Source organism: Marinifilum sp., from assembly GCF_965230805.1.
In the GTDB taxonomy this organism is placed as follows: domain Bacteria; phylum Bacteroidota; class Bacteroidia; order Bacteroidales; family Marinifilaceae; genus Marinifilum.
Map to the genome: position 1 here is coordinate 2,677,750 of NZ_OZ246019.1, position 20,117 is coordinate 2,697,866.

Here is a 20,117-nt window from a genome sequence, read left to right on the forward strand (position 1 = left end):
TTTAATACTGAACAAACTATTCAGCAAGAGGTTCAATAGAAACGTAAGATTTGTTGTCTCTTTTCTTTCTGAAAACAACAGTACCATCAACAAGTGCGAATAGAGTGTGATCTTTACCACAACCTACATTTTCGCCTGCGTTATGCTTAGTTCCTCTTTGGCGTACAAGAATATTTCCAGCCTTTGCAAATTGTCCGCCGTAAATTTTAACTCCTAATCGTTTACTTTCCGATTCTCTACCATTCTTCGAGCTACCAACTCCTTTTTTATGTGCCATTTTGTAATATTTTTAAGGATTAAGCTACAATTTCTTCAATTTGAATTTGTGAAAGGTACTGACGGTGACCGTTCAGTTTTTGGTATCCTTTTCTTCTTTTCTTTTTGAATACTTTAACCTTATCACCTCTCATATGTGATAAAACTTTTGCAGTTACTTTAGCACCTTCAACAGCAGGAGCTCCAACTACAACTTCACCTTCGTTATCAACTAAAAGAACTTTAGCGAACTCAACTTGTCCACCTTCTTCAGCTTCTAATCTGTGAACGAAAATCTTTTGGTCTTTTTCAACTTTAAATTGCTGACCCGCGATTTCTACAATTGCGTACATTTTAATACAATTTTACGATTTGTTCCAGGGGGTGGGCAACTTGCTAATCAGCTTATTCCTCTTGGTAAACCCCCGAAGAAATTATTTTTCGGATTGCAAAAATAGAAAAGAATAATTGATAAACAAAGTTTTATGAATGTAAATGCGATTTTTCATCAACTTTTTTATACCTGGCAACATCGGTTCTGGTTTGTTTAAAGATATCTGCCATATAAGCTCAGATTTAATCAGGATTGGCTTTAACAAAACTGACAATATATCCGAATTTCCTGACTTGGGGTTTAAAAGTTTCCTGATTCATGTTTGGATTTTGTAGGCTAATAATTGTATCTTCATATAATTCAACTACAGCAATTGACTGGATATAAAATAAATTTACAGGTTAAGTTTGCTTAGTGATTGATTAATTGATCTTGTAATAGATTCTGAATCTCTGGGGCGCAAATAAAATTAATATCTTGTTTTCCATTATTTTTAATAAGCTTCAAAACAATTATTATATTTGCTACACAAAAGATGGAAATTTGTAGAAACCTATGGGTAAAATAAAATTAAACGTTCTTGGATTGTCATACAGCCAGACTCAATCAGGTGCATATGCATTGGTCTTATCCGAAGAGGAGGGCGATAGACGAATTCCTATTATAATAGGAGGAGTGGAAGCGCAATCCATTGCGATACAATTGGAAGAATTAGATCCTCCCAGACCTTTAACACATGATTTGTTTAAAAGTTTTGCAGAGGCTTTTGCCGTTAATGTTACGGAGGTGAATATATATCGATTGGAAGAGGGAATATTCTATTCTGAATTGATTTGTGAAAAGGGTACTGATAGAATTCGGATTGATTCCAGAACCTCGGATGCGGTAGCCATAGCACTTCGTTTTAAATGTCCCATTTATACCACAGATGATATAATTAATAAAGCAGGAATTGTTTTATCGATTGAGGGAGAACCACAAGAACCTACCATTACCGCACCTACTGCCGAGTTTGGAACTGCTGAGTCTACTTCAAGTAGCAAGTATAATGAATATACAATCACGCAGCTAGAGGGAATGCTTGACGATGCCATTCGCGATGAGGATTACGAAAGAGCATCACTGATAAGAGATGAATTAGATAAAAGAGGGGCTTAGTTCAAAGTATAAATATTTGTTCGAGGCAGGTGATGAACCTGCCTCTTTTTTGTTGATAAAACCGATGTAAATATCTGTACGGATTAAAAAAAAGTTATTTTTATGGGCATTGATCTAAGCTTAATAACCCTATGAACTTAAAAGAGAAACTAAAAAACCTTGGTCCGGGCATACTGGTAACAGCTGCATTTATTGGTCCGGGAACCATTACCACATGTACTTTAACCGGAGCCGGATTTGGATATGCCCTACTTTGGGGGCTTGTATTTAGTGTTCTTGCCACAATTGTATTGCAGGAAATGACTGCTCGTTTGGGCATCATTGGTCAGAAAGGATTGGGCGAAGCATTGAGGCAGCAGTTTCAAAATCCGTTTTTAAAGATTTTGGCAATCGTACTTGTACTTTCGGCAATCCTAATCGGAAATGCAGCATACGAAACAGGAAATATTCTTGGTGCATCGCTTGGAATGATTGAGATGACCAAGATTTCGACAATTAATATTGGTGGATGGCAGGTTCAAATTTGGGGACCGGTTATTGGAACGATTGCTTTTATTTTATTGATTGCGGGCACTTACAAAAGCTTGGAGCGCATCTTAATCGCACTGGTCTTGCTGATGAGTGTTTCGTTCATATCTACCATGTTAATAATAGGACCCGAATTATTGCCAATAATAAAGGGAATGTTTGTTCCATCGCTTCCGGCAAAAAGTGTTTACATGCTAATTGGATTGATTGGCACCACAGTAGTACCTTACAATCTTTTTCTGCATGCTTCGGTGGTTAGGGAAAAGTGGTCGAAAAAAGAAGATCTGTCAGCAGCAAGAACCGATTTGTTTTATTCGGTTGTATTGGGGGGTGTTATTTCCATGTCGATTGTGATAACATCTGCGGCAGCATTTTTTGGAACAGGTGCTGAAATAAAGGGAGCCAGCGACCTGGCTTCACAGTTGAAACCCTTGCTTGGCGATTGGGCAGGCATTATCATGTCACTTGGATTGTTTGCTGCCGGTATTTCGTCGGCAATTACCGCTCCTTTGGCAGCAGCCTATGCTACCTCAGGAATATTGGGTTGGAAAGTAGATCTAAAATCGATAAAGTTTAAAGCCGTTTGGATGGTGATTCTGTTGATAGGAATTGTTTTTTCAGCCATTGGTTTTAGCCCAATAAAAGCCATTGTGTTTGCGCAAATAGCCAATGGAATTCTTCTGCCTGTTATTGCTATTTATTTGCTGATTATCATGAACAGCAGCAAGGTGTTGGGTGCGCACCGAAATAAGTTGGCTCAAAATATTATTGGAGCCATTGTGGTTTGTGTAATGATTGGCTTAGGCGCAAAGAGCATTTTGCACGTGGCAGGTGTATTTTAATTCAGACAATATGATTCGTATAGATTTAAATAGTGATTTGGGAGAAAGCTTCGGCAACTACAAAATTGGTATGGATGAGCAATTGATGAAATACATCAGTTCTGCCAATATTGCTTGTGGATTTCATGCCGGTGATCCAATGATAATGGAAAAGACCATTGGTTTGGCTTTGGATCATGATGTTGCCATTGGTGCACATCCTGCTTATCCCGATTTGGTGGGATTTGGAAGAAGAAATATGAAGGTTTCGGTTGAGGAGCTAAAAGCCATGGTAAAGTATCAGGTGGCAGCGCTGAAAGGAATGACCGAATCATTGGGAGGCAAATTGCAACATGTAAAACCACATGGTGCCATGTACAATCAGGCTGCAGCCGATTTGAATCTTGCATTGGCAATAGCCGAAGGAATAAAAGAAATTGATACCAAGCTTATTTTTATGGGCTTGGCAAATTCATATATGCATACTGCAGCAGAACATGCAGGTTTACTTTTCGCATCAGAGGTGTTCGCCGATAGAGCCTATAACAAGCTAGGTAAATTGGTGTCGAGGAGCGAAGAAGGAGCTGTAATTCATGATCCTAAAGTGGTTTGCGAACGTGTGTTGCGAATGGTGAAAGAGGGGAAAGTAATCAGCATTGAAGGAGCAGAAGTGGCATTGAATGCCGATACAATATGCATTCATGGCGATAATCCGGCAGCCTTCGATTTGGCTGTGAAGATTTATGAAAGTTTGCATGAGAATAAAATCCAAATTAAGGCATTAAGATGATAGAATACATTCCATCAGGAGATTCTGCATTTCTTGTAAAATTTGGAAATGAGATCTCCGAGCAGATCAATCGAAAAGTAAGAGCATACTTTATCGCGCTAAACGAGAAGAATATTGAGGGAATTATAGAATGTGTTCCTTCTTATACCGATTTAATGGTACTCTATAATCCTTTGGTAATTGGATACAAAGAGGTGTTGAGGCATTTGAAATCCGTATCGGAAAATAGATCGGATATTGAAATGCCCGAAGCCAGAACCGTTAAGATTCCTGTTTGTTATGGCGGGCAATTTGGCGATGATATGGAAGCCGTAAAAAAACATACTGGCTTGTCGGCAAAGGAGATTATTGAGAAACATTCCCGGAATAGCTATTTGGTGTACATGCTTGGATTCACTCCCGGATTTTGTTACCTGGGTGGGATGGAAAAAAGTATTGCTACACCACGAAAACAAGTGCCCAGCCAGAAAATTTTGGCGGGTTCGGTTGGAATTGCTGCTGAGCAAACAGGAATTTATCCGATCGAGAGTCCGGGAGGTTGGCAGATTATTGGGCGAACACCAATTAAGTTGTTCGATCCGAACAGGAAGCCTGAATTTTTGCTGCAAGCGGGGGATTATCTAAAATTTTATCCGATAAGTGAAGAGGAATATCATAAACTGAACGAAAACGACTAAGCATGGGAAAGATAAAGATATTGAATCCGGGATTGCTGAGTACCATTCAGGATGGAGGTCGTTTTGGATATCAACAATATGGTATGCCGGTAGCCGGAGCTATGGATTTGTATTCGTTGCGATTGGCCAACTGGTGCGTGGGAAATCACGCAAGTGAAGCTTGTATTGAGGCAACCCTTCTTGGACCTGCAATCGAATTTCAATCTAAAACCTATATCGCGATAAGCGGGGCTACAATTCAGCCCTTGTTGAATGATAAAGCGGTGAAGATGAATGCCAGCATAGAGGTAAATGAGGGCGATGTTTTGAGTTTTGGAAGTATTCAAACAGGTTGTAGAATATACATTGCAGTTGCCGGAGGATTTCAAATACCAGAATTGATGGAAAGTAAATCCACTTATCTGCGTGGGAAATTAGGAGGTTTTAACGGACGAGCTCTTAAGCCTGCTGATGAATTGGTGCTTAACGATTGTGAGGAGAGACAAAACAGAAGTGTAGCTGATGAGTTGCTGCTAAAATATTCAGCCTTCTCAGAGATTAGAGTAAGTACAGGGGCTGAGGTAAGGCATTTTACCATGGATGGCATCAGGACTTTTTTGTGTTCGGTTTATACGCTTAGCCCGCAAAGCGATAGAATGGGCTACCGCTTGTCGGGCAAAAAAATTGAGCATGCCAATGGGGCTGATATTATCTCTTCGGGAATTGTAACGGGAGCAATTCAGGTTCCGGGACATGGCGAGCCGATCATCATGATGTCGGATCATCAAACCGTTGGTGGATACACCAAAATTGCACAGGTAATTGCCGTCGATTTGCCATTACTGGGACAAATGAAACCTGGTGATCAAATTAAATTTAAGGAAGTGAGTTTACAAACTGCTCAAGATTTGATGATTGAACGGGCAAATAAATTGAATGAACTTTTAATATAAGCTCCATTAAAACGATTCGCCACAGAAATCAGATCAAACTGTGAACGAATTTTACGTCGAACTCACGTTAATTTAAAAAGGCTTAAACGCTAACTTACCGGCATTGCACTTATTTGCGAATTTCCCTTCATGCGATAAGCCAATTGAGCTTATCGCTACTTTTTCTGCAAGCCGATCACATCTCGTAAAATTTCGCATTCTTTTTCCAATTCGGCAATGCGGTTTTTCATTCTTTGGTTCTCTTCCTGCATGTTATTGCTTTCGGTAGATACCGGATATTCAATTTCTATTCTATCGGCAATTTGTCTGAAAATGTTAACATCCAGAGCTTTGCAAATAGAGAACAAGCGACTGACATTCATGTCATTTCTTTTCAGGATATAATGCATGCCAGGCTGAGAAAGATTCAACATGTCTTGTAATTTCGGTCTGTTGATATACTTATCGTGCATGGCATTTTCAATCATTTTTCTGAGATTAAACGGAAGATCTTTAATTTCTGCATTTTTCATGTGCACTATTATTTCTTAAATAAGATAAATGGATTTTACAATTTATGTATTAGTTATTTAAAAATCAAATAAAGAAATAAAATAGAATGATAATTAAATAAATAAAAACTATAAATAAATGTATTTTATTTATTCAGTAATAATATATAATTATAAATAAATTGATAATAAAGATTAATATTTAAATTATAAAGATTATTAAATTATATATAACGATTAATAAATAAGTTATATTTATTTTTTAATAAATATCTTAAATTATTGGTTTTGAATTAGAATGAACTCAGGTTAAATAGGTCTCTTTGGGTCACTCATTCGCTTATTTTATATGAAATAAGTGCTTTTAGCGGGCTAAATTTATCCAAGTGTTTTATCTAACAAAGCAAATGTGGCGAAAGGCTGTGTTGTTTTGATGTGTTAAGCAGTGTAAGGCTTTAAAAACGCTCGCGGACTTGTGATATCATTTCTAAATCAAAAGTTATTATTTGTTTTGATGCTCTCTTGTATTCCCAAAGAAAAAACTTTACCACAAAGGGATGAGGAAGGAGTTTGCCGAGCCCGGCAAATGTTTCTGATAAAATTAGTATAAAAACAAAAAAAGACAGGGATTAACCTGCCTTTCTCCTTAAGTTTTTACTCTTATTAATGTGCAATGTTCTCAACTTGCTTTGGGTCGTGTTTGTGTTTGAACATTATGGCAAAGAATATTGCAATTACCAGGGAGTAGATTGCAAAGGTGTTCCAAATGTCCATCCAAATAAATTTACCATCGCTGGCGGTAAAGAATGTTCCAATAATAATTCCGCTGATCCACGATCCCATAATGGCACCAAAGCCATTGGTCATCATCATAAACAATCCTTGTGCGCTTGCGCGGATATTTGAATCGCATTGCGTTTCGACGAACAGAGAGCCTGAAATGTTAAAGAAATCGAAAGCCATACCATAAATGATACACGACAGGATAATCATCCATAATCCTCCGGAAGGATCGCCATAAGCAAATAATCCGAAACGAAGTACCCAGGCAATCATACTGATCAGCATTACTTTCTTGATACCAAATTTCTTTAGGAAGAATGGAATGGCCAGGATGAATAAGGTTTCGGATATCTGAGAAATCGACATGATGATTGTTGAATATTTTACAACAAATGAATCGGCGTATTGTGGAATTTTTTCAAATTCGGTAAGGAATCGGTCACCATACATGTTGGTTAACTGCAAGGCTGCACCCAAAAACATGGAGAAGATGAAGAACAATGCCATTTTGTAATTCTTGAACAATTTAAAGGCATTGAGTCCTAGTGTTTCGGTAAGCGAAGCATTGTTTTGTCCTTTGTTTTGTGGCTTGCATTGAGGCATACTAAATGAATAGACGGCCAAAATGAAGGATACAAATCCGGCAATATAGAACTGATTAACCGAAGCTTTTGATCCCGTAAGGTTGGTTACCCACATGGCGGCAATAAAACCTATGGTTCCCCAAACGCGAATGGGAGGAAAAACTTTAATCACATCGAAGTTGTTGTTTTTTAAGACTGTGTATGAAATGGTATTCATTAATGCGATGGTTGGCATGTAGCATATCATTGCCAAAAGAATTACAGTAATGAACATGCTTGGTGTTTCAACCTGCGGAAGATACAGTAAAGCTGCTCCTCCAAGCAAATGAAGAATACCGTATAATCTTTCTGCATTCATCCATCGGTCGGCAATAATACCAGTAAGTGTAGGCATAAATAAAGAAGAGATTCCCATGGTTGAGAATACGGCACCAAATTCGGCTGGCGACCATTGTTTTGTTCCAAACCAGTAATTGGCAATGGTTATTAACCAAGCACCCCAGATAAAAAACTGAAGGAAGTTTAATAGTGTCAATCGACCTTTAATTCCCATAATTTGTAGATTAAATAAGTAAGATAAGTATTTGCTATTCTAAATGGATTGGTTGTTCTAGCAGCTCAAAATTAACAGGGCAATCTATACGCTTATGATTGGATATCAATTTTGAAAGAGTCAAATCTAACAAAAAAAGGAGAAAGCTAAAAGCGATTAAGATTTGCTTTAAATGAAACTGAAGTTAATCGCGGCATTAGCATAAAATCAATCTCATTCTTTTGTTCGCCGAAACGCTCAATTTGGCCGCCACTGCAACAATTTTATGCAATTTGGTCGCTCTTGCAAGACCCAAATCTTGCTGGTGATGCTTTGCTGTTGGTTAAAACCTATTGCCATAGCCGGGCTTTACTTTTTGTCTGGATTCTACTCAAAATTCCCAAAAGAATTTAAGACTCATTTTGCCGATTTATAATTTTTTTCATTTGCAGGGGAGATGCCACAAGAAAAATGTCATGATTTTATTGATACTAGAGTGTATTCCTTATCTTTAAAAATTAAAAATTTGGACTATAGATTATGCAACAATATCATCAGTTATTAGAGAGAGTTCTGGAGGAAGGAAATAGGAAAGAAGACAGGACCGGAACGGGAACCATTAGTGTTTTTGGGCATCAGATGCGTTTTGACTTGTCGAAAGGTTTTCCGGTATTAACCACTAAGAAATTACATTTAAAATCGATCATACACGAATTGCTTTGGTTCTTGAATGGCGATACCAATGTGAAGTATCTTCAGGATCATGGAGTTCGTATCTGGAACGAATGGGCGGATAAAAACGGTGACTTGGGGCATATATACGGATACCAGTGGAGATCGTGGCCAAAGGAAAATGGAGAATCCTTGGATCAGATCAAGCAGGTGGTTCAGGATATCAAGAACAATCCCGACTCACGAAGATTAATTGTGAGTGCTTGGAATGCGGGAGATATCGAGAAGATGGCTTTGCCTCCTTGTCATGCTTTGTTTCAATTTTATGTGGCCGATGGAAAATTGTCTTGTCAGTTGTACCAGCGTAGTGCAGATATTTTTCTTGGAGTGCCTTTTAATATTGCATCCTATGCTTTACTTAATATGATGATGGCACAGGTTTGTGATCTTGAACCAGGCGAATTTGTTCATACCTTAGGTGATGCTCATATTTATTTGAATCATATGGATCAGGTAAAGCTGCAATTGACTCGTGAGCCAAAAGATTTGCCTCAAATGAAAATTAATCCGGAAGTGAAAAGTATTTTTGATTTTAAATATGAGGATTTCTCTTTGGAAAATTACGAGGCGCATCCACATATCAAAGGGGAAATTTCGGTATGATTGCCAATAGCGAATGAACTGTATACTGCAACAGCAGGATTTTGAATACGCAGCTCGCATCGAGAATAAAAGAAGTAAATTTAAGCAAACAATTGCTTATCAGAAAGCAGTAAAGAAACGTAATTCATCTGTTTATAAATTTTACCATTGGCAGATGAAGACGCATGATCAAAATAATCATTTTTGTATGTGTTATTTTAATCCGCTCGTTTCGTAATTATAAATTTGTAATTCTATGAATATAGCTATTATAGTTGCCGCATCAAGAAATAATGTTATTGGGAAAAACAATCAACTTATTTGGCGCCTTTCGGCAGATTTAAAAAGATTTAAAGCCTTAACTACGGGGCATACCATTATTATGGGACGAAAAACATTCGACTCCATTGGAAAACCGCTTCCTAACAGAACTTCGGTAATTATTACCAGGCAAAAAGATTATCAGCAGGAAGGATGCATTGTAGTGCATTCCTTAGAGGAAGCATTGGAAACGGTAAAAGATCAGGAGAAAGTTTTTATTATTGGAGGAGGAACAATTTACGAACAGTCTATAGATAAAGCTGATGAATTGTATCTGACACTGGTGCATAGAGAATTTTTTGGCGATACATTCTTCCCTAAAATTAAATTAACAGAGTGGGAGTCGGTGGCAAGAGAAGATTGTTTGCCAGATGAAAAGAATGAATATCCTTATTCATTTATTGATTATAAAAGAAAATAGAAAATGAATAGTAAATGTTTAAAATTATTACTGTTTGGCATATTCCTGATAGGAGTTTCGAATTCTTGCTATACAGGTTCCGATCCTGAAGATATTATAGAAGAAGTTTTTTCGGTGCCAGCAGAATACTGCTTAGTAATTAATAATGGCATTAATGATATTGTAATGGATGTAAATGCCATTGTAATGAATAATCTGGATACCAAGAAGGATACAATTGATGATGAAATTGCAAAATGTGTTACTCCCGTGATACATAGAACAGGAGAAGTTATTGATTCAGTAGTTATTGACTATGGAACATCATCAAACTGTAGTTCAAATGGAGGAAGTTTTAGAGGTAAGATAATTGTAGAACCTACTAATGAAAACCTTCAGGATTTTGATATAAGACTTTCAGATTTTATTGCAAATGGTTTTGATGTTACGGGTGGTTTCAGTTTTAATATTGTAGGAAGAGAGGCTGGTCGTAATTTTTCGGTATCAACTGATGCTATCAAATTTTCTTTCTCTGATTCAGAGGAAACGGTTTTTACTTTTACAGTTCCATCTTTCGAAGCTGATTACACCTATATAAGAAGTGAGAATGATGATATTGATTATGTAGATGATATTTACAATCTAACAAGCGATATTGATATTACAGATCCAAATGGAGCACAGATGTCATTAACTAGTGAATCGGATTTGGTGTATGCCTATTCTTGCGAAAATATTATTGGAGGAACTGCATTCTTTAGTTTGCAGGATATAGGAGAAGGACTTGTTAATTATGGTGGAGGCAATACCCTTGATAATTGCGATGGCATTGTAAGTGTTACTGCCGAAGGGTCGACGATTAGCGTGAGTTTGTAGAAAATTTTTATGTCGAAATTACATTAAATAAAAAACACCGGGCTTGATGAAAGCCTGGTGTTTTTTGTATGATCGCTATACAAACTTTTAAATATCAGTTATGCTACTTTTAAGCGCTTTAGATTAACTTTCTCTAATTTCTCGCTTGCGTATTTATCATCAATTAAAATTTTCTTCTCTTTACCCGAAGGCAGCTCAAACATTGCATCCATCATAATGGCTTCGCAAATTGAGCGCAATCCACGAGCTCCCAGTTTAAACTCTACGGCTTTGTCAACAATGTACTCAAGTGCACTCTCTTTAAAAGTTAAGTCGATATTATCAATCTTAAACAGTTTGGTGTATTGTTTTACGATTGAGTTTTTAGGCTCTGTTAAGATGTTACGAAGAGCTTCCCGGTTAAGAGGCTCCAGATAAGTTAAAACTGGTAAACGTCCAATAATTTCCGGAATCAAACCGAAGGATTTTAAATCCTGTGGAGCGATATATTGCAGGAAGTTTTCTTGGTCGACCTGCTCTTTTTCTTTGCTTGCGTTAAAGCCAACAACTTGGGTGTTCATTCTTTGTGCAATCTTTCTTTGGATACCATCGAAAGCACCGCCACAAACAAAAAGAATGTTTTTCGTATTCACAGGAATCATTTTCTGGTCGGGATGTTTTCGGCCTCCCTGAGGTGGAACATTTACAACCGAACCTTCCAATAATTTTAACAATCCTTGTTGAACACCTTCTCCCGAAACATCGCGGGTGATTGATGGATTGTCACTTTTGCGTGCTATTTTATCAATCTCATCAATAAAAACAATTCCTTTTTCGGCAGCTTCAATATCGTAGTCCGAAGCTTGAAGCAGTCTTGTTAAAATTGATTCGATATCCTCGCCAACATAACCAGCTTCGGTAAGAACGGTTGCGTCGACAATGGTAAAAGGAACATGCAACATTTTAGCAATGGTTCTTGCCAAAAGAGTTTTACCAGTTCCTGTTTCTCCGACTAGAATAATATTTGATTTTTCAATCTCGATATCTTCGTCATCTCTTTCCTGAAGTAATCTTTTGTAGTGGTTGTAAACGGCAACGGAAAGGTATTTTTTGGCCTCATCCTGACCAATTACGTATTGATCGAGGAAGGCTTTAATTTCCATTGGTTTCAACAATTTAATCTCTTTCAGGTCGAGATCCGATTGATTCCTTAATTCTTCCTGTACAATCGAATAGGCCTGATCAATACAGCTGTCGCATATATGACCACTGATTCCTGCAATCAGAAGATTAGTATCTTTCTTTTCTCTCCCACAAAACGAGCATTTATCCATGATATTGATTTATAGTACTAAAAATGCAAAGTTAATGATTTTACGATTAACTCTGCATTGGGTTTGATTTGATTTTGAGATGATTGATTATTTCTCGCGCATCAGCACTTCATCAATCATTCCATATTCTTTTGCTTCCATCGCTGTCATCCAGTAATCACGGTCAGAGTCTTTTTCAACCTTTTCGTAAGTATTACCCGAATGATCAGCAATAATGGTATACAGTTCTTTCTTTAATTTCAAGATTTCGCGAGCAGTTATTTCGATATCAGAAGCTTGTCCTTGAGCACCGCCCATTGGCTGATGAATCATGATTCGCGAGTGTTTAAGTGCCGAACGTTTTCCTTTCGTTCCGGCAGTTAGCAATACAGCTCCCATCGAAGCAGCCATACCAGTACAAATGGTTGCAACATCACATTTGATGTACTGCATTGTATCGTAAATACCTAAACCAGCATGAACCGAACCTCCTGGTGAGTTGAAATATATCTGAATGTCTTTGGAAGGATCGGTAGATTCAAGGAATAGTAGTTGAGCCATGATGATGTTTGCAACATAGTCATCAATCGGCACACCAAGAAAGATGATTCTATCCATCATCAGACGAGAGAAAACATCCATTGATGCAACATTAAGCTGTCTTTCTTCGATAATTGTTGGAGAAATATAGCTGTTGCTAATTGACGTATATTTATCTAATGTAAGGCTATTGATGCCCATGTGCTGTGTGGCAAATTTTCTGAATTCGTCTTTTGTTACCATATAGATGAGATTTTAAATTTCGTAGACCTAAATTAGTTAAATTTTCTCCATTTGAAAAGAATAGCTTAACAAAAACTAGTTTAAGGATCAAAAAGAAAACCACGTCCCAAGGAGGCGTGGTTTTTTCTATATTTTAAAACAAATTTAAATAGTTTCTCTTACTCAAACATCTTGTTGAATTCTTCAGTAGAAACTTCCTTTTCTTCAATTTTTACTGCACCTTTCAGGAACTCAACAATTTTGTTATCAATCATCCTTTCGTAGATCTTTCTTTGCTCTTCCTGATTTTGCATCATTTGTTGAGCGTAGTTTGTTAAGTATTCTTCAGGTACATCCATCATACCGTATTGTTGGAATTGCATCAAAGCTTGTTGCTTGGCAAAGGCCATGATTTCTTCTTGCTCAACTTTAAGTTCGTTTTCTTCAGTCAATCTATTTTTAATCAACTGCCATTTAAACTCATCCACATAGTTTGCGAAATCTTCCTCAACTTGCTCCTTGGTAATTTCATTGTTGCTGATAGTAATCCAACGTTTCAAGAATGCTTCAGGAAGTTCCATTTTAGATTTCTTAATCAATTTTTCCTTAGCATCAATTAAGAACTTGTAATCGCTATCGTTAACTAGTTGTTTTTCGATATCTTCTTTGATTTTAGCTTTGAATTCTTCTTCAGAAGAAACCGTTCCTTCACCAAAGACTTTATCGAATAATTCTTGGTTTAGTTCAGCATTAACAAACTTGGTAATTTCTGTAATTGTAAATTGGAAATCAGAATCTAAAGTTTCAGCTTCTTCTTTAGAGATGTTAAGCATAGAAGCTAAGTCAGTTTTGTTGGCAAAAGACTTAGCTGGGTTAAATACTACAACGTCATCTTTCTTCGCACCAATAAATTTCTTCTTAGCATCTTCATCAGCCATATATTCTAATGAAATTGCAACATCTTCACTAGTAATTCCATCTTCAACAAGTTTACCTTCAGCGTCAACTTGTGCGTAGTTACCTTTCAAAAGTTCTTTTTCTTCAACAGCTTCAACTGGCTGGTTTGAACCGAAACGACGAGCGTGCATTTCAACGCCATTCTCAATCATTTTTTCATCAACAGCAATTTTGAAGAATGTTAGCTTATCTCTTTTGCTAAGGTTAAGATTGTATTCCGGAGCCAAAGCAATATCGAAAGCAAATTCGAAATCGGTATCTGTTCCCCAGTTGATTTCTTTTTGTTCAGTTTCGTTAGGAAGTGGTTCGCCTAAAATTTTCAAATCATTTTCTCGAATGTACTTCGTTAGCTCTTCGCTAAGAAGTTTGTTCACTTCCTCAGCTAAAACAGGAGTACCATACATTTTTTCGATCACACCCATAGGTACTTTACCTTGGCGGAAACCATTGATATTTGCTTTTTTACGATAGTCTTTTAAAACATCGTTTACACGACTTTCATAGTCTTCTTTAACAATCTGTAATTTTATTACAGCGTTTAAATCATCAATGTTGGTTTTTGTGATGTTCATTTTTTAGCTATTAAAAGATAAAACCTTATTAATTAAAAAAAACCGCTCAACCATTGACACATTGTATCGTAGTATGGGCGGTTTAAGGTTATTTTTTATGTAGTGCGGATGAAGGGACTCGAACCCCCACGCCTTACGGCACTAGATCCTAAGTCTAGCGCGGCTACCAATTACGCCACATCCGCAGGTTAATTGCGGTGCAAATATAGAGTTGTTTTTTATAATTTGCAATAACAATCAAGAAAAAAATGAAGATTTTTTTACGAAAAAATCTGAGAAGAAAATCCGGAACTAAAATGTAAGGCATTTAACACTTTGTATCCGCTTATTTTACTGGTTTTCTAAGTTCGAAATTCTTTCCGAGATAAACTCTTCTTACGTCTTCGTCGGCAGCTAATTCCTCTGCAGTCCCCGATTTTAAGATACTTCCTTCGAATAATAGGTATGCTCTTTCGGTAATAGAAAGTGTCTCTTGCACGTTGTGGTCGGTGATTAATATGCCTATATTTTTATCTTTAAGATGACGCACAATTTCTTGAATATCTTCTACTGCAATTGGATCAACTCCTGCAAATGGCTCATCCAGAAGAATAAATTTAGGTTTGATTGAAAGTGCCCGGGCGATTTCAGTTCTTCGTCTTTCTCCTCCTGATAGTTGTATTCCAAGACTTTTTCTAATCTTTTGAAGACTGAATTCGTTAAGCATTTCTTCCAGTCGATGCGCCTGATATTCTTTTGAGAAATCAGACATTTCAAGAACAGATTTAATGTTGTCCTCAACACTTAGCTTTCTAAAGACTGAAGCCTCTTGAGCCAGATATCCAACACCAAGTTGAGCTCTTTTGTACACTGGTTCTTGAGTAATTTCACGATTATCAAGGAAAATTCTACCACCATTTGGTTGAATCAATCCAACAATCATATAGAAAGATGTTGTTTTTCCTGCTCCATTCGGGCCAAGTAATCCAACAATTTCGCCTTGTTTCACATCAACAGAAACGCCTTTTACTACTGTGCGGCTCTTGTATCGTTTAATTAAATTTTCAGCTCTTAAAATCATACTTATCCAATTTTTTAATCGTTTGGAATTGTGCAAATATAAAAATGATATTATTAGAATGTGATTTGTAGCATCGCACGGATGCCAAAATCTTCAAAATCCTGATAAGGATTGTCATCCAAGTGGGTCAATCTCCACATGGCGTCAATTCTAATAAATTTAAAGATATTTTCGATTCCAACGCTAGCCTCAAAGTATGGTTTACTTAGGTCCGACAAGCCTTGGGGAAATTGCATGTATGTTTCTGTGTTGGGCAGTGATCCATTGTTTTTATTGCTCAACTTGCCAATCAATCCTTTCCCTGAAACTACAGTTCTCCATTTTAGTTTTCTGAAAAGTGGAATTCGATTTAAGATTAATCCATTGAAATGATGTTCTACAAATAAACTTGCATATTGGTCACTTGCAAACTCATAGTAATTCATCATATTGAAAGCGTAAGGATCGAAAGCATAAGTTTCGTTTCCTTCGTGTAAGTGTAATAAAGGATACGGGACTTTACCAAAAAGTTTGCCCCCTGAAGCTAAAAAGTACAGGTTTCCAACTGGGGGAAGTTCAAATGTGTGTTCAACACTTAGATCTATTTTCTGATAGTCGTAGTTGGAACCAAGCACATCTTTCATGCCCATTGTAAGGTATAAGTTTATAATCGGTACAGGCCCTCCAAGATGAACTCTTTCAAATTCACCCATAACAATTTTTTCATTCTTTGTCCAACGAGTTCTCAGCTCCAATTCTGCGGTGGTAATTCTTGATATTGAATTGCCAAAACGATCCAGAAATGGAACAAATTCTGTTGGTTTGATATCACGATATCTAAACTTTAAAGTATTTGAAAAACCTTGAAACCATTCTTTCTCATAGTGAGTTTCAAATTGATTAAGCATTGTTAGCTTATTGTTAGGATTTCGTTTAAGCAATGAGGCCAAGATATTTCCTTCGGTAAATGCGTTTGGACTTTTCCCCAATTGATGGATATCATGTTTATATTGCATGCCGAAGGTTTCTCTAGGTAGTTTCTTAATCATGTATAAAAAACCCAAGCCATATTTCAGTTTTTCATCTTTTGTGCCATATGCCAAATGACCATTCAGCATGATCTTGGTACTAAAGGCATTCGAAGTTCGTCCTCCAAACATGAATCGGTTTCCTTCAATTTCATTAAAGCTGTAGAGTTTGTAATAAGGTCCGTATTCAAATTTACCATGAACATAGTAACCCGTAATAAAAGTTGTGACAACATCCACAATGTTTTTATAAAGCGGAACGTTTTGAATGGAATCAACCATAGCGTATATTCCTGATTCACGTTCGGATAATTTAAAGGGGCGAGCATTGTCCCAGAATACTTTTGGCTGGATTAACGCATCCTCATTAACAATTACATTATTATCAAGCTTAATGATTTCTTCTTGTAAAGGAACATTTACTTTTACATTTTTATACGATACTGTTTTTCTTCCGAAGAAACCCATCTGTTTGGTAGAGTCTTTTTCAGTAAGCATGAAATCAACAAAGAGGTTTGATTTTTTCAAGAACCAGGTGGTATCGTTTAGTTTTTGAAATTCATTATTGCTAACCAAATCTTTAACCCAGTTTAGATTAACATCTTTGGCAATTCTCATTTGCATGTTTTGTATGGCAAAAGTAGAGTCAGCAACCCAGAAATTTCCAATAAAAGTTGGTTCTTGCTTTCGTTTTGGCTTAAAAGACAAATGATAACACCAATTTCCATCACGATAAGCACTATCAGTAAGATAATATTTGTAGTATCGTAATCCTCCGTCGGCAATTGGACTGACAAAACCCATGTCGAATAAATCGATATAATTGTCGTAAATATTCACATTTTGATGCAGCTGACCTGTAAATTGAGCCAGGCTAGCGTTGTCTTGAATTCCTGACATTTGTGAAGCTTTTATGACTTCGCATTCAACCCTGGGTTTATCCTGATAATAGTAATCGGACAATGATTCAGTAATAAAAATTGGAAGATACGGCTTTCCTGTTATTACGGATGTATCCATATAATCGAAAACAAACTGGAACTGACGCATGATTTTCCTGTCTTTAAAATCATCTTTGATGTTGTTCAGATCCATTTCCATTTTTGTGTAGGTTTCTGCTTGAAAGGAACTGAATCGCGCCGGGTTGTTTTTCTTTTTGTGTTTAATAATTTTACGCAGAAGAACATGAGCTGGGTTTTCGCCCGGAACTACAACGATTTCTTTCAGATCAATGGTTTCAGAATCAAGCTCTACATTTAATGTTTGAAAGTTTCCCTTTTGAACAGGGAAAACTTTTTCCTTGTATCCTACAAATGAAATGTAGATTGAATCTCCCGGAGTTCTGGTTTCCAGAAAGTAATTCCCATCAAAATCAGTTGTTGTGCCAATGGTTGTGCCTTTGTAGGCGATATTTACAAAAGGCAAGGCTTGTTTTGTTTTTGAGTCTACAACCTTTCCTCTTACTTTAGTAGATTGTCCAATTGCATTTAAGTTTAGTAAGGACAATATCAGAACGCTTAAAAAGAAATATCCTTTTTTTAATATCTGCATCTTGATTAAATAAATAATGTCTAAGAGATCGCACTCAGACTTAAAAAGTTAAATAATTTTAGTTTTACTCTTTTGCAAGTTCAGCCTCTTGTTTTTTCTGAATTCGCTTTGAGATTTTAATTCCGATTTCGTAAAGCAACATTAATGGCAAGCAAACCAAAACCTGACTAAAAATATCAGGAGGAGTAATAATTGCTGATAAAATCAGAATTAAAACAACCGAATGCTTTCTATACTTTTTCAAGAAATCAGGAGTTACCAAGCCAATTTTACTCAAAAAGAAAATTAGAATTGGCAGCTCGAAAATAACTCCACTTGCCAATACAATCGAAGTTACCGATGAGATGTAGGATTTTAGATTAATTTGGTTCATAACCTGATCACTTACACTGTAGGATCCTAAGAAGTGAACCGATAGTGGGGTAATAATATAATAGCCAAAAAGAACACCTAAAGCGAACAAAAAACTGGTGTAAAAAATTGATCCTCGTGCATGTTTCTTTTCGTTTGAGTATAGTGCTGGTTTTATGAAACACCAAAACTCGTAAAAAATATATGGAAATCCTGCAATAATTCCAGCAACCAACGAAACACTAATATGTGTGGCAAATTGACCTGCCATATTAATGTTGATTACCTGGAAGGGTGCTGTATTAATTTTTAATGCTTTAACTCCTGTTAAATCTGATAATTGAGCGAACATTCGGTTTGTTAAAAAATCTGGATTCTTTGGAGCTAAAATCAAGAAGTCAAATATGAAATCGTAAAATACAAAAGCCGAAACAGCAAAAACCAAAACTGCTATTATGGATCGCATTAGATGCCATCTTAACACTTCAAGATGCTCCAGAAAACTCATTTGATTTTCATTCGACTGTTGTTCTTTTTCAGACATGATTAGTTGTTTTGAGAGGCTAAGATATTAAACAATTCCTTCTTTCAAAATATCGTGCAGATGAACCATGCCAATATATTTTCCTTCGTCCACAACGGCTAGGCCTGTAATGTTGTTTTTCTCCATCGCTTGGAATGCGTTAACAGCTAATACATCAGAACTGGTTGTTTTTGGGTTGGGTGTCATAATATCTTTAGCTGTAAGCTGACTTACATCCTCATTTCTTTCTAACATTCTACGAAGGTCACCATCTGTAATAATCCCTAAAAGTTCGTCTTTTTCGTTAACAACAGCTGTTGAGCCCATTCTTTTCGAAGAAATTTCAAGGATGATTGGTCTTACTTTTTCATCTATGGTAACTTTTGGGGGATTATCTTTTGATACTAAATCGCTAACACGTAAATATAATTTTTTACCTAATGCCCCACCAGGGTGGTATTTGGCAAAATCTCTATCCGTAAACTGACGGCATTCTAACAAAACTACAGCTAAAGCATCTCCAAGAACCAACTGCGCAGTTGTTGAATTTGTCGGTGCTAAGTTGTTTGGACAAGCTTCCTTTTTAATTTTTGCCTTAAGAACATAATCGGAATTTAGGGCAAGAAAAGAATCCAGTCCAGATACCATTGCAATTAGTATGTTACCCATATTTTTGATCAATGGCACCAAAACTTTGATTTCTGGAGTATTTCCACTTTTTGAAATGCAGATTACGATGTCATATGGACGAATCATTCCTAAATCTCCATGAATTGCATCAGCTGCGTGCATGAATAGAGCAGGAGTGCCTGTGGAATTAAGTGTTGCGACAATTTTGTTTGCAATATTGGCACTTTTACCAATCCCTGTAATTACAAGTCTTCCATTGCTTTCTAGAATAAGTTTTACGATTTTAACAAAATCTCCGTCAATGTAATTTTTTAATTGATAAATGGAATTTGCTTCTTCTTCAATCGTTTTGATTGCAATTTTCTTTATATCCTCTGCTGACTTCACAGTATATTGATTTTTTGTTTGTACAAAGCTAACTAAACTCATTTGTATTGATTTACTACTTTCTAGTTAAAATCTGTTAAAAGTTAAAACGGTTTTGAATTGTACAAGTGTTTATCTAAATTTAAAATACAAAAGTATCTAATTTTTGTAATTCGGGGATTGCTGATGGTGTAAAAATCATCAGCTAAACATTTAATGTCACTAATAAAATATTAATTTAGCAAGCCAC

19 protein-coding genes and 1 tRNA gene are annotated in these 20,117 nt (G+C 36.5%); 8 read left to right on the top strand and 12 right to left on the bottom strand.

Going from position 1 to position 20,117, the window contains the following annotated elements:
* Positions 1 to 16: 16 nt before the first annotated feature.
* Both rpmA and rplU read right to left on the bottom strand, forming a co-directional pair.
* Positions 17 to 277 (bottom strand): 50S ribosomal protein L27, encoded by a 261-nt coding sequence (gene rpmA, locus ACO05S_RS10690; RefSeq protein ID WP_421918003.1) that lies wholly within the window; start codon positions 275 to 277, stop codon positions 17 to 19.
* A 19-nt stretch (positions 278 to 296) separates the two neighbouring features.
* Positions 297 to 608 (bottom strand): 50S ribosomal protein L21, encoded by a 312-nt coding sequence (gene rplU / locus ACO05S_RS10695; RefSeq protein WP_421918004.1) that lies wholly within the window; start codon positions 606 to 608, stop codon positions 297 to 299.
* 536 nt (positions 609 to 1,144) lie between these two features.
* On the opposite strand from rplU, the gene ACO05S_RS10700 reads away from it, so the two are divergent.
* The 5 genes from ACO05S_RS10700 to ACO05S_RS10720 all read left to right on the top strand — a co-directional run bounded on the left by ACO05S_RS10700 (position 1,145) and on the right by ACO05S_RS10720 (position 5,495).
* Positions 1,145 to 1,747, top strand: coding sequence for a bifunctional nuclease domain-containing protein (locus tag ACO05S_RS10700; RefSeq protein WP_421918005.1), 603 nt, complete (start codon positions 1,145 to 1,147; stop codon positions 1,745 to 1,747).
* 131 nt (positions 1,748 to 1,878) lie between these two features.
* Positions 1,879 to 3,117, top strand: a complete 1,239-nt coding sequence (locus ACO05S_RS10705; protein WP_421918006.1) for an Nramp family divalent metal transporter — start codon at positions 1,879 to 1,881, stop codon at positions 3,115 to 3,117.
* Between the two features lie 10 nt (positions 3,118 to 3,127).
* Positions 3,128 to 3,886: a LamB/YcsF family protein gene (locus tag ACO05S_RS10710; RefSeq protein ID WP_421918007.1), complete on the top strand. Its 759-nt coding sequence runs from the start codon at positions 3,128 to 3,130 to the stop codon at positions 3,884 to 3,886.
* Positions 3,883 to 4,563 carry a 5-oxoprolinase subunit PxpB gene (gene pxpB / locus ACO05S_RS10715; RefSeq protein WP_421918008.1) on the top strand — a complete coding sequence of 227 codons (681 nt, stop codon included), beginning with the start codon at positions 3,883 to 3,885 and terminating at the stop codon, positions 4,561 to 4,563. Before ACO05S_RS10710 ends, pxpB begins: the two co-directional genes overlap by 4 nt.
* A 2-nt stretch (positions 4,564 to 4,565) precedes the next feature.
* Positions 4,566 to 5,495, top strand: coding sequence for a biotin-dependent carboxyltransferase family protein (locus tag ACO05S_RS10720; RefSeq protein WP_421918009.1), 930 nt, complete (start codon positions 4,566 to 4,568; stop codon positions 5,493 to 5,495).
* A gap of 155 nt (positions 5,496 to 5,650) precedes the next feature.
* Here ACO05S_RS10720 and ACO05S_RS10725 read toward each other — a convergent pair whose 3' ends face one another.
* Positions 5,651 to 6,007, bottom strand: coding sequence for a hypothetical protein (locus ACO05S_RS10725; protein WP_421918010.1), 357 nt, complete (start codon positions 6,005 to 6,007; stop codon positions 5,651 to 5,653).
* A gap of 642 nt (positions 6,008 to 6,649) precedes the next feature.
* Positions 6,650 to 7,906: a nucleoside permease gene (locus ACO05S_RS10730; RefSeq protein ID WP_421918011.1), complete on the bottom strand. Its 1,257-nt coding sequence runs from the start codon at positions 7,904 to 7,906 to the stop codon at positions 6,650 to 6,652.
* 519 nt (positions 7,907 to 8,425) lie between these two features.
* On the opposite strand from ACO05S_RS10730, the gene ACO05S_RS10735 reads away from it, so the two are divergent.
* The 3 genes from ACO05S_RS10735 to ACO05S_RS10745 all read left to right on the top strand — a co-directional run bounded on the left by ACO05S_RS10735 (position 8,426) and on the right by ACO05S_RS10745 (position 10,796).
* Positions 8,426 to 9,220 carry a thymidylate synthase gene (locus ACO05S_RS10735; protein ID WP_421918012.1) on the top strand — a complete coding sequence of 265 codons (795 nt, stop codon included), beginning with the start codon at positions 8,426 to 8,428 and terminating at the stop codon, positions 9,218 to 9,220.
* A gap of 235 nt (positions 9,221 to 9,455) precedes the next feature.
* On the top strand, positions 9,456 to 9,941 hold the full coding sequence (locus tag ACO05S_RS10740) for a dihydrofolate reductase (RefSeq protein ID WP_421918013.1): 486 nt from the start codon (positions 9,456 to 9,458) through the stop codon (positions 9,939 to 9,941).
* 3 nt (positions 9,942 to 9,944) lie between these two features.
* The gene (locus ACO05S_RS10745) at positions 9,945 to 10,796 is read left to right on the top strand and encodes a hypothetical protein (protein ID WP_421918014.1); all 852 of its coding nucleotides are present in this window, start codon (positions 9,945 to 9,947) and stop codon (positions 10,794 to 10,796) included.
* 98 nt (positions 10,797 to 10,894) lie between these two features.
* On the opposite strand, the gene clpX is transcribed toward ACO05S_RS10745, so the two are convergent.
* The 8 genes from clpX to ACO05S_RS10785 form a co-directional block, all read right to left on the bottom strand.
* Positions 10,895 to 12,109: an ATP-dependent Clp protease ATP-binding subunit ClpX gene (clpX, locus tag ACO05S_RS10750; RefSeq protein WP_421918015.1), complete on the bottom strand. Its 1,215-nt coding sequence runs from the start codon at positions 12,107 to 12,109 to the stop codon at positions 10,895 to 10,897.
* Positions 12,110 to 12,196: 87 nt separating this feature from the next.
* Positions 12,197 to 12,871 carry an ATP-dependent Clp endopeptidase proteolytic subunit ClpP gene (gene clpP / locus ACO05S_RS10755; protein WP_421918016.1) on the bottom strand — a complete coding sequence of 225 codons (675 nt, stop codon included), beginning with the start codon at positions 12,869 to 12,871 and terminating at the stop codon, positions 12,197 to 12,199.
* Positions 12,872 to 13,029: 158 nt separating this feature from the next.
* Positions 13,030 to 14,379 (bottom strand): trigger factor, encoded by a 1,350-nt coding sequence (tig, locus tag ACO05S_RS10760; RefSeq protein ID WP_421918017.1) that lies wholly within the window; start codon positions 14,377 to 14,379, stop codon positions 13,030 to 13,032.
* Positions 14,380 to 14,482: 103 nt separating this feature from the next.
* Positions 14,483 to 14,564, bottom strand: a tRNA-Leu gene (locus ACO05S_RS10765).
* A 140-nt stretch (positions 14,565 to 14,704) separates the two neighbouring features.
* Entirely contained in the window at positions 14,705 to 15,439 is a 735-nt protein-coding gene (gene lptB, locus ACO05S_RS10770) for an LPS export ABC transporter ATP-binding protein (protein ID WP_421918018.1), read from the bottom strand.
* A gap of 53 nt (positions 15,440 to 15,492) precedes the next feature.
* Positions 15,493 to 17,997, bottom strand: coding sequence for a DUF5686 family protein (locus tag ACO05S_RS10775; protein WP_421918019.1), 2,505 nt, complete (start codon positions 17,995 to 17,997; stop codon positions 15,493 to 15,495).
* Positions 17,998 to 18,061: 64 nt separating this feature from the next.
* Complete coding sequence (gene tatC, locus ACO05S_RS10780; protein WP_421918020.1) at positions 18,062 to 18,892, bottom strand: twin-arginine translocase subunit TatC; 831 nt, start codon at positions 18,890 to 18,892, stop codon at positions 18,062 to 18,064.
* 27 nt (positions 18,893 to 18,919) lie between these two features.
* Positions 18,920 to 19,930, bottom strand: a complete 1,011-nt coding sequence (locus ACO05S_RS10785; protein WP_421918021.1) for a KpsF/GutQ family sugar-phosphate isomerase — start codon at positions 19,928 to 19,930, stop codon at positions 18,920 to 18,922.
* Positions 19,931 to 20,117 lie beyond the last annotated feature (187 nt).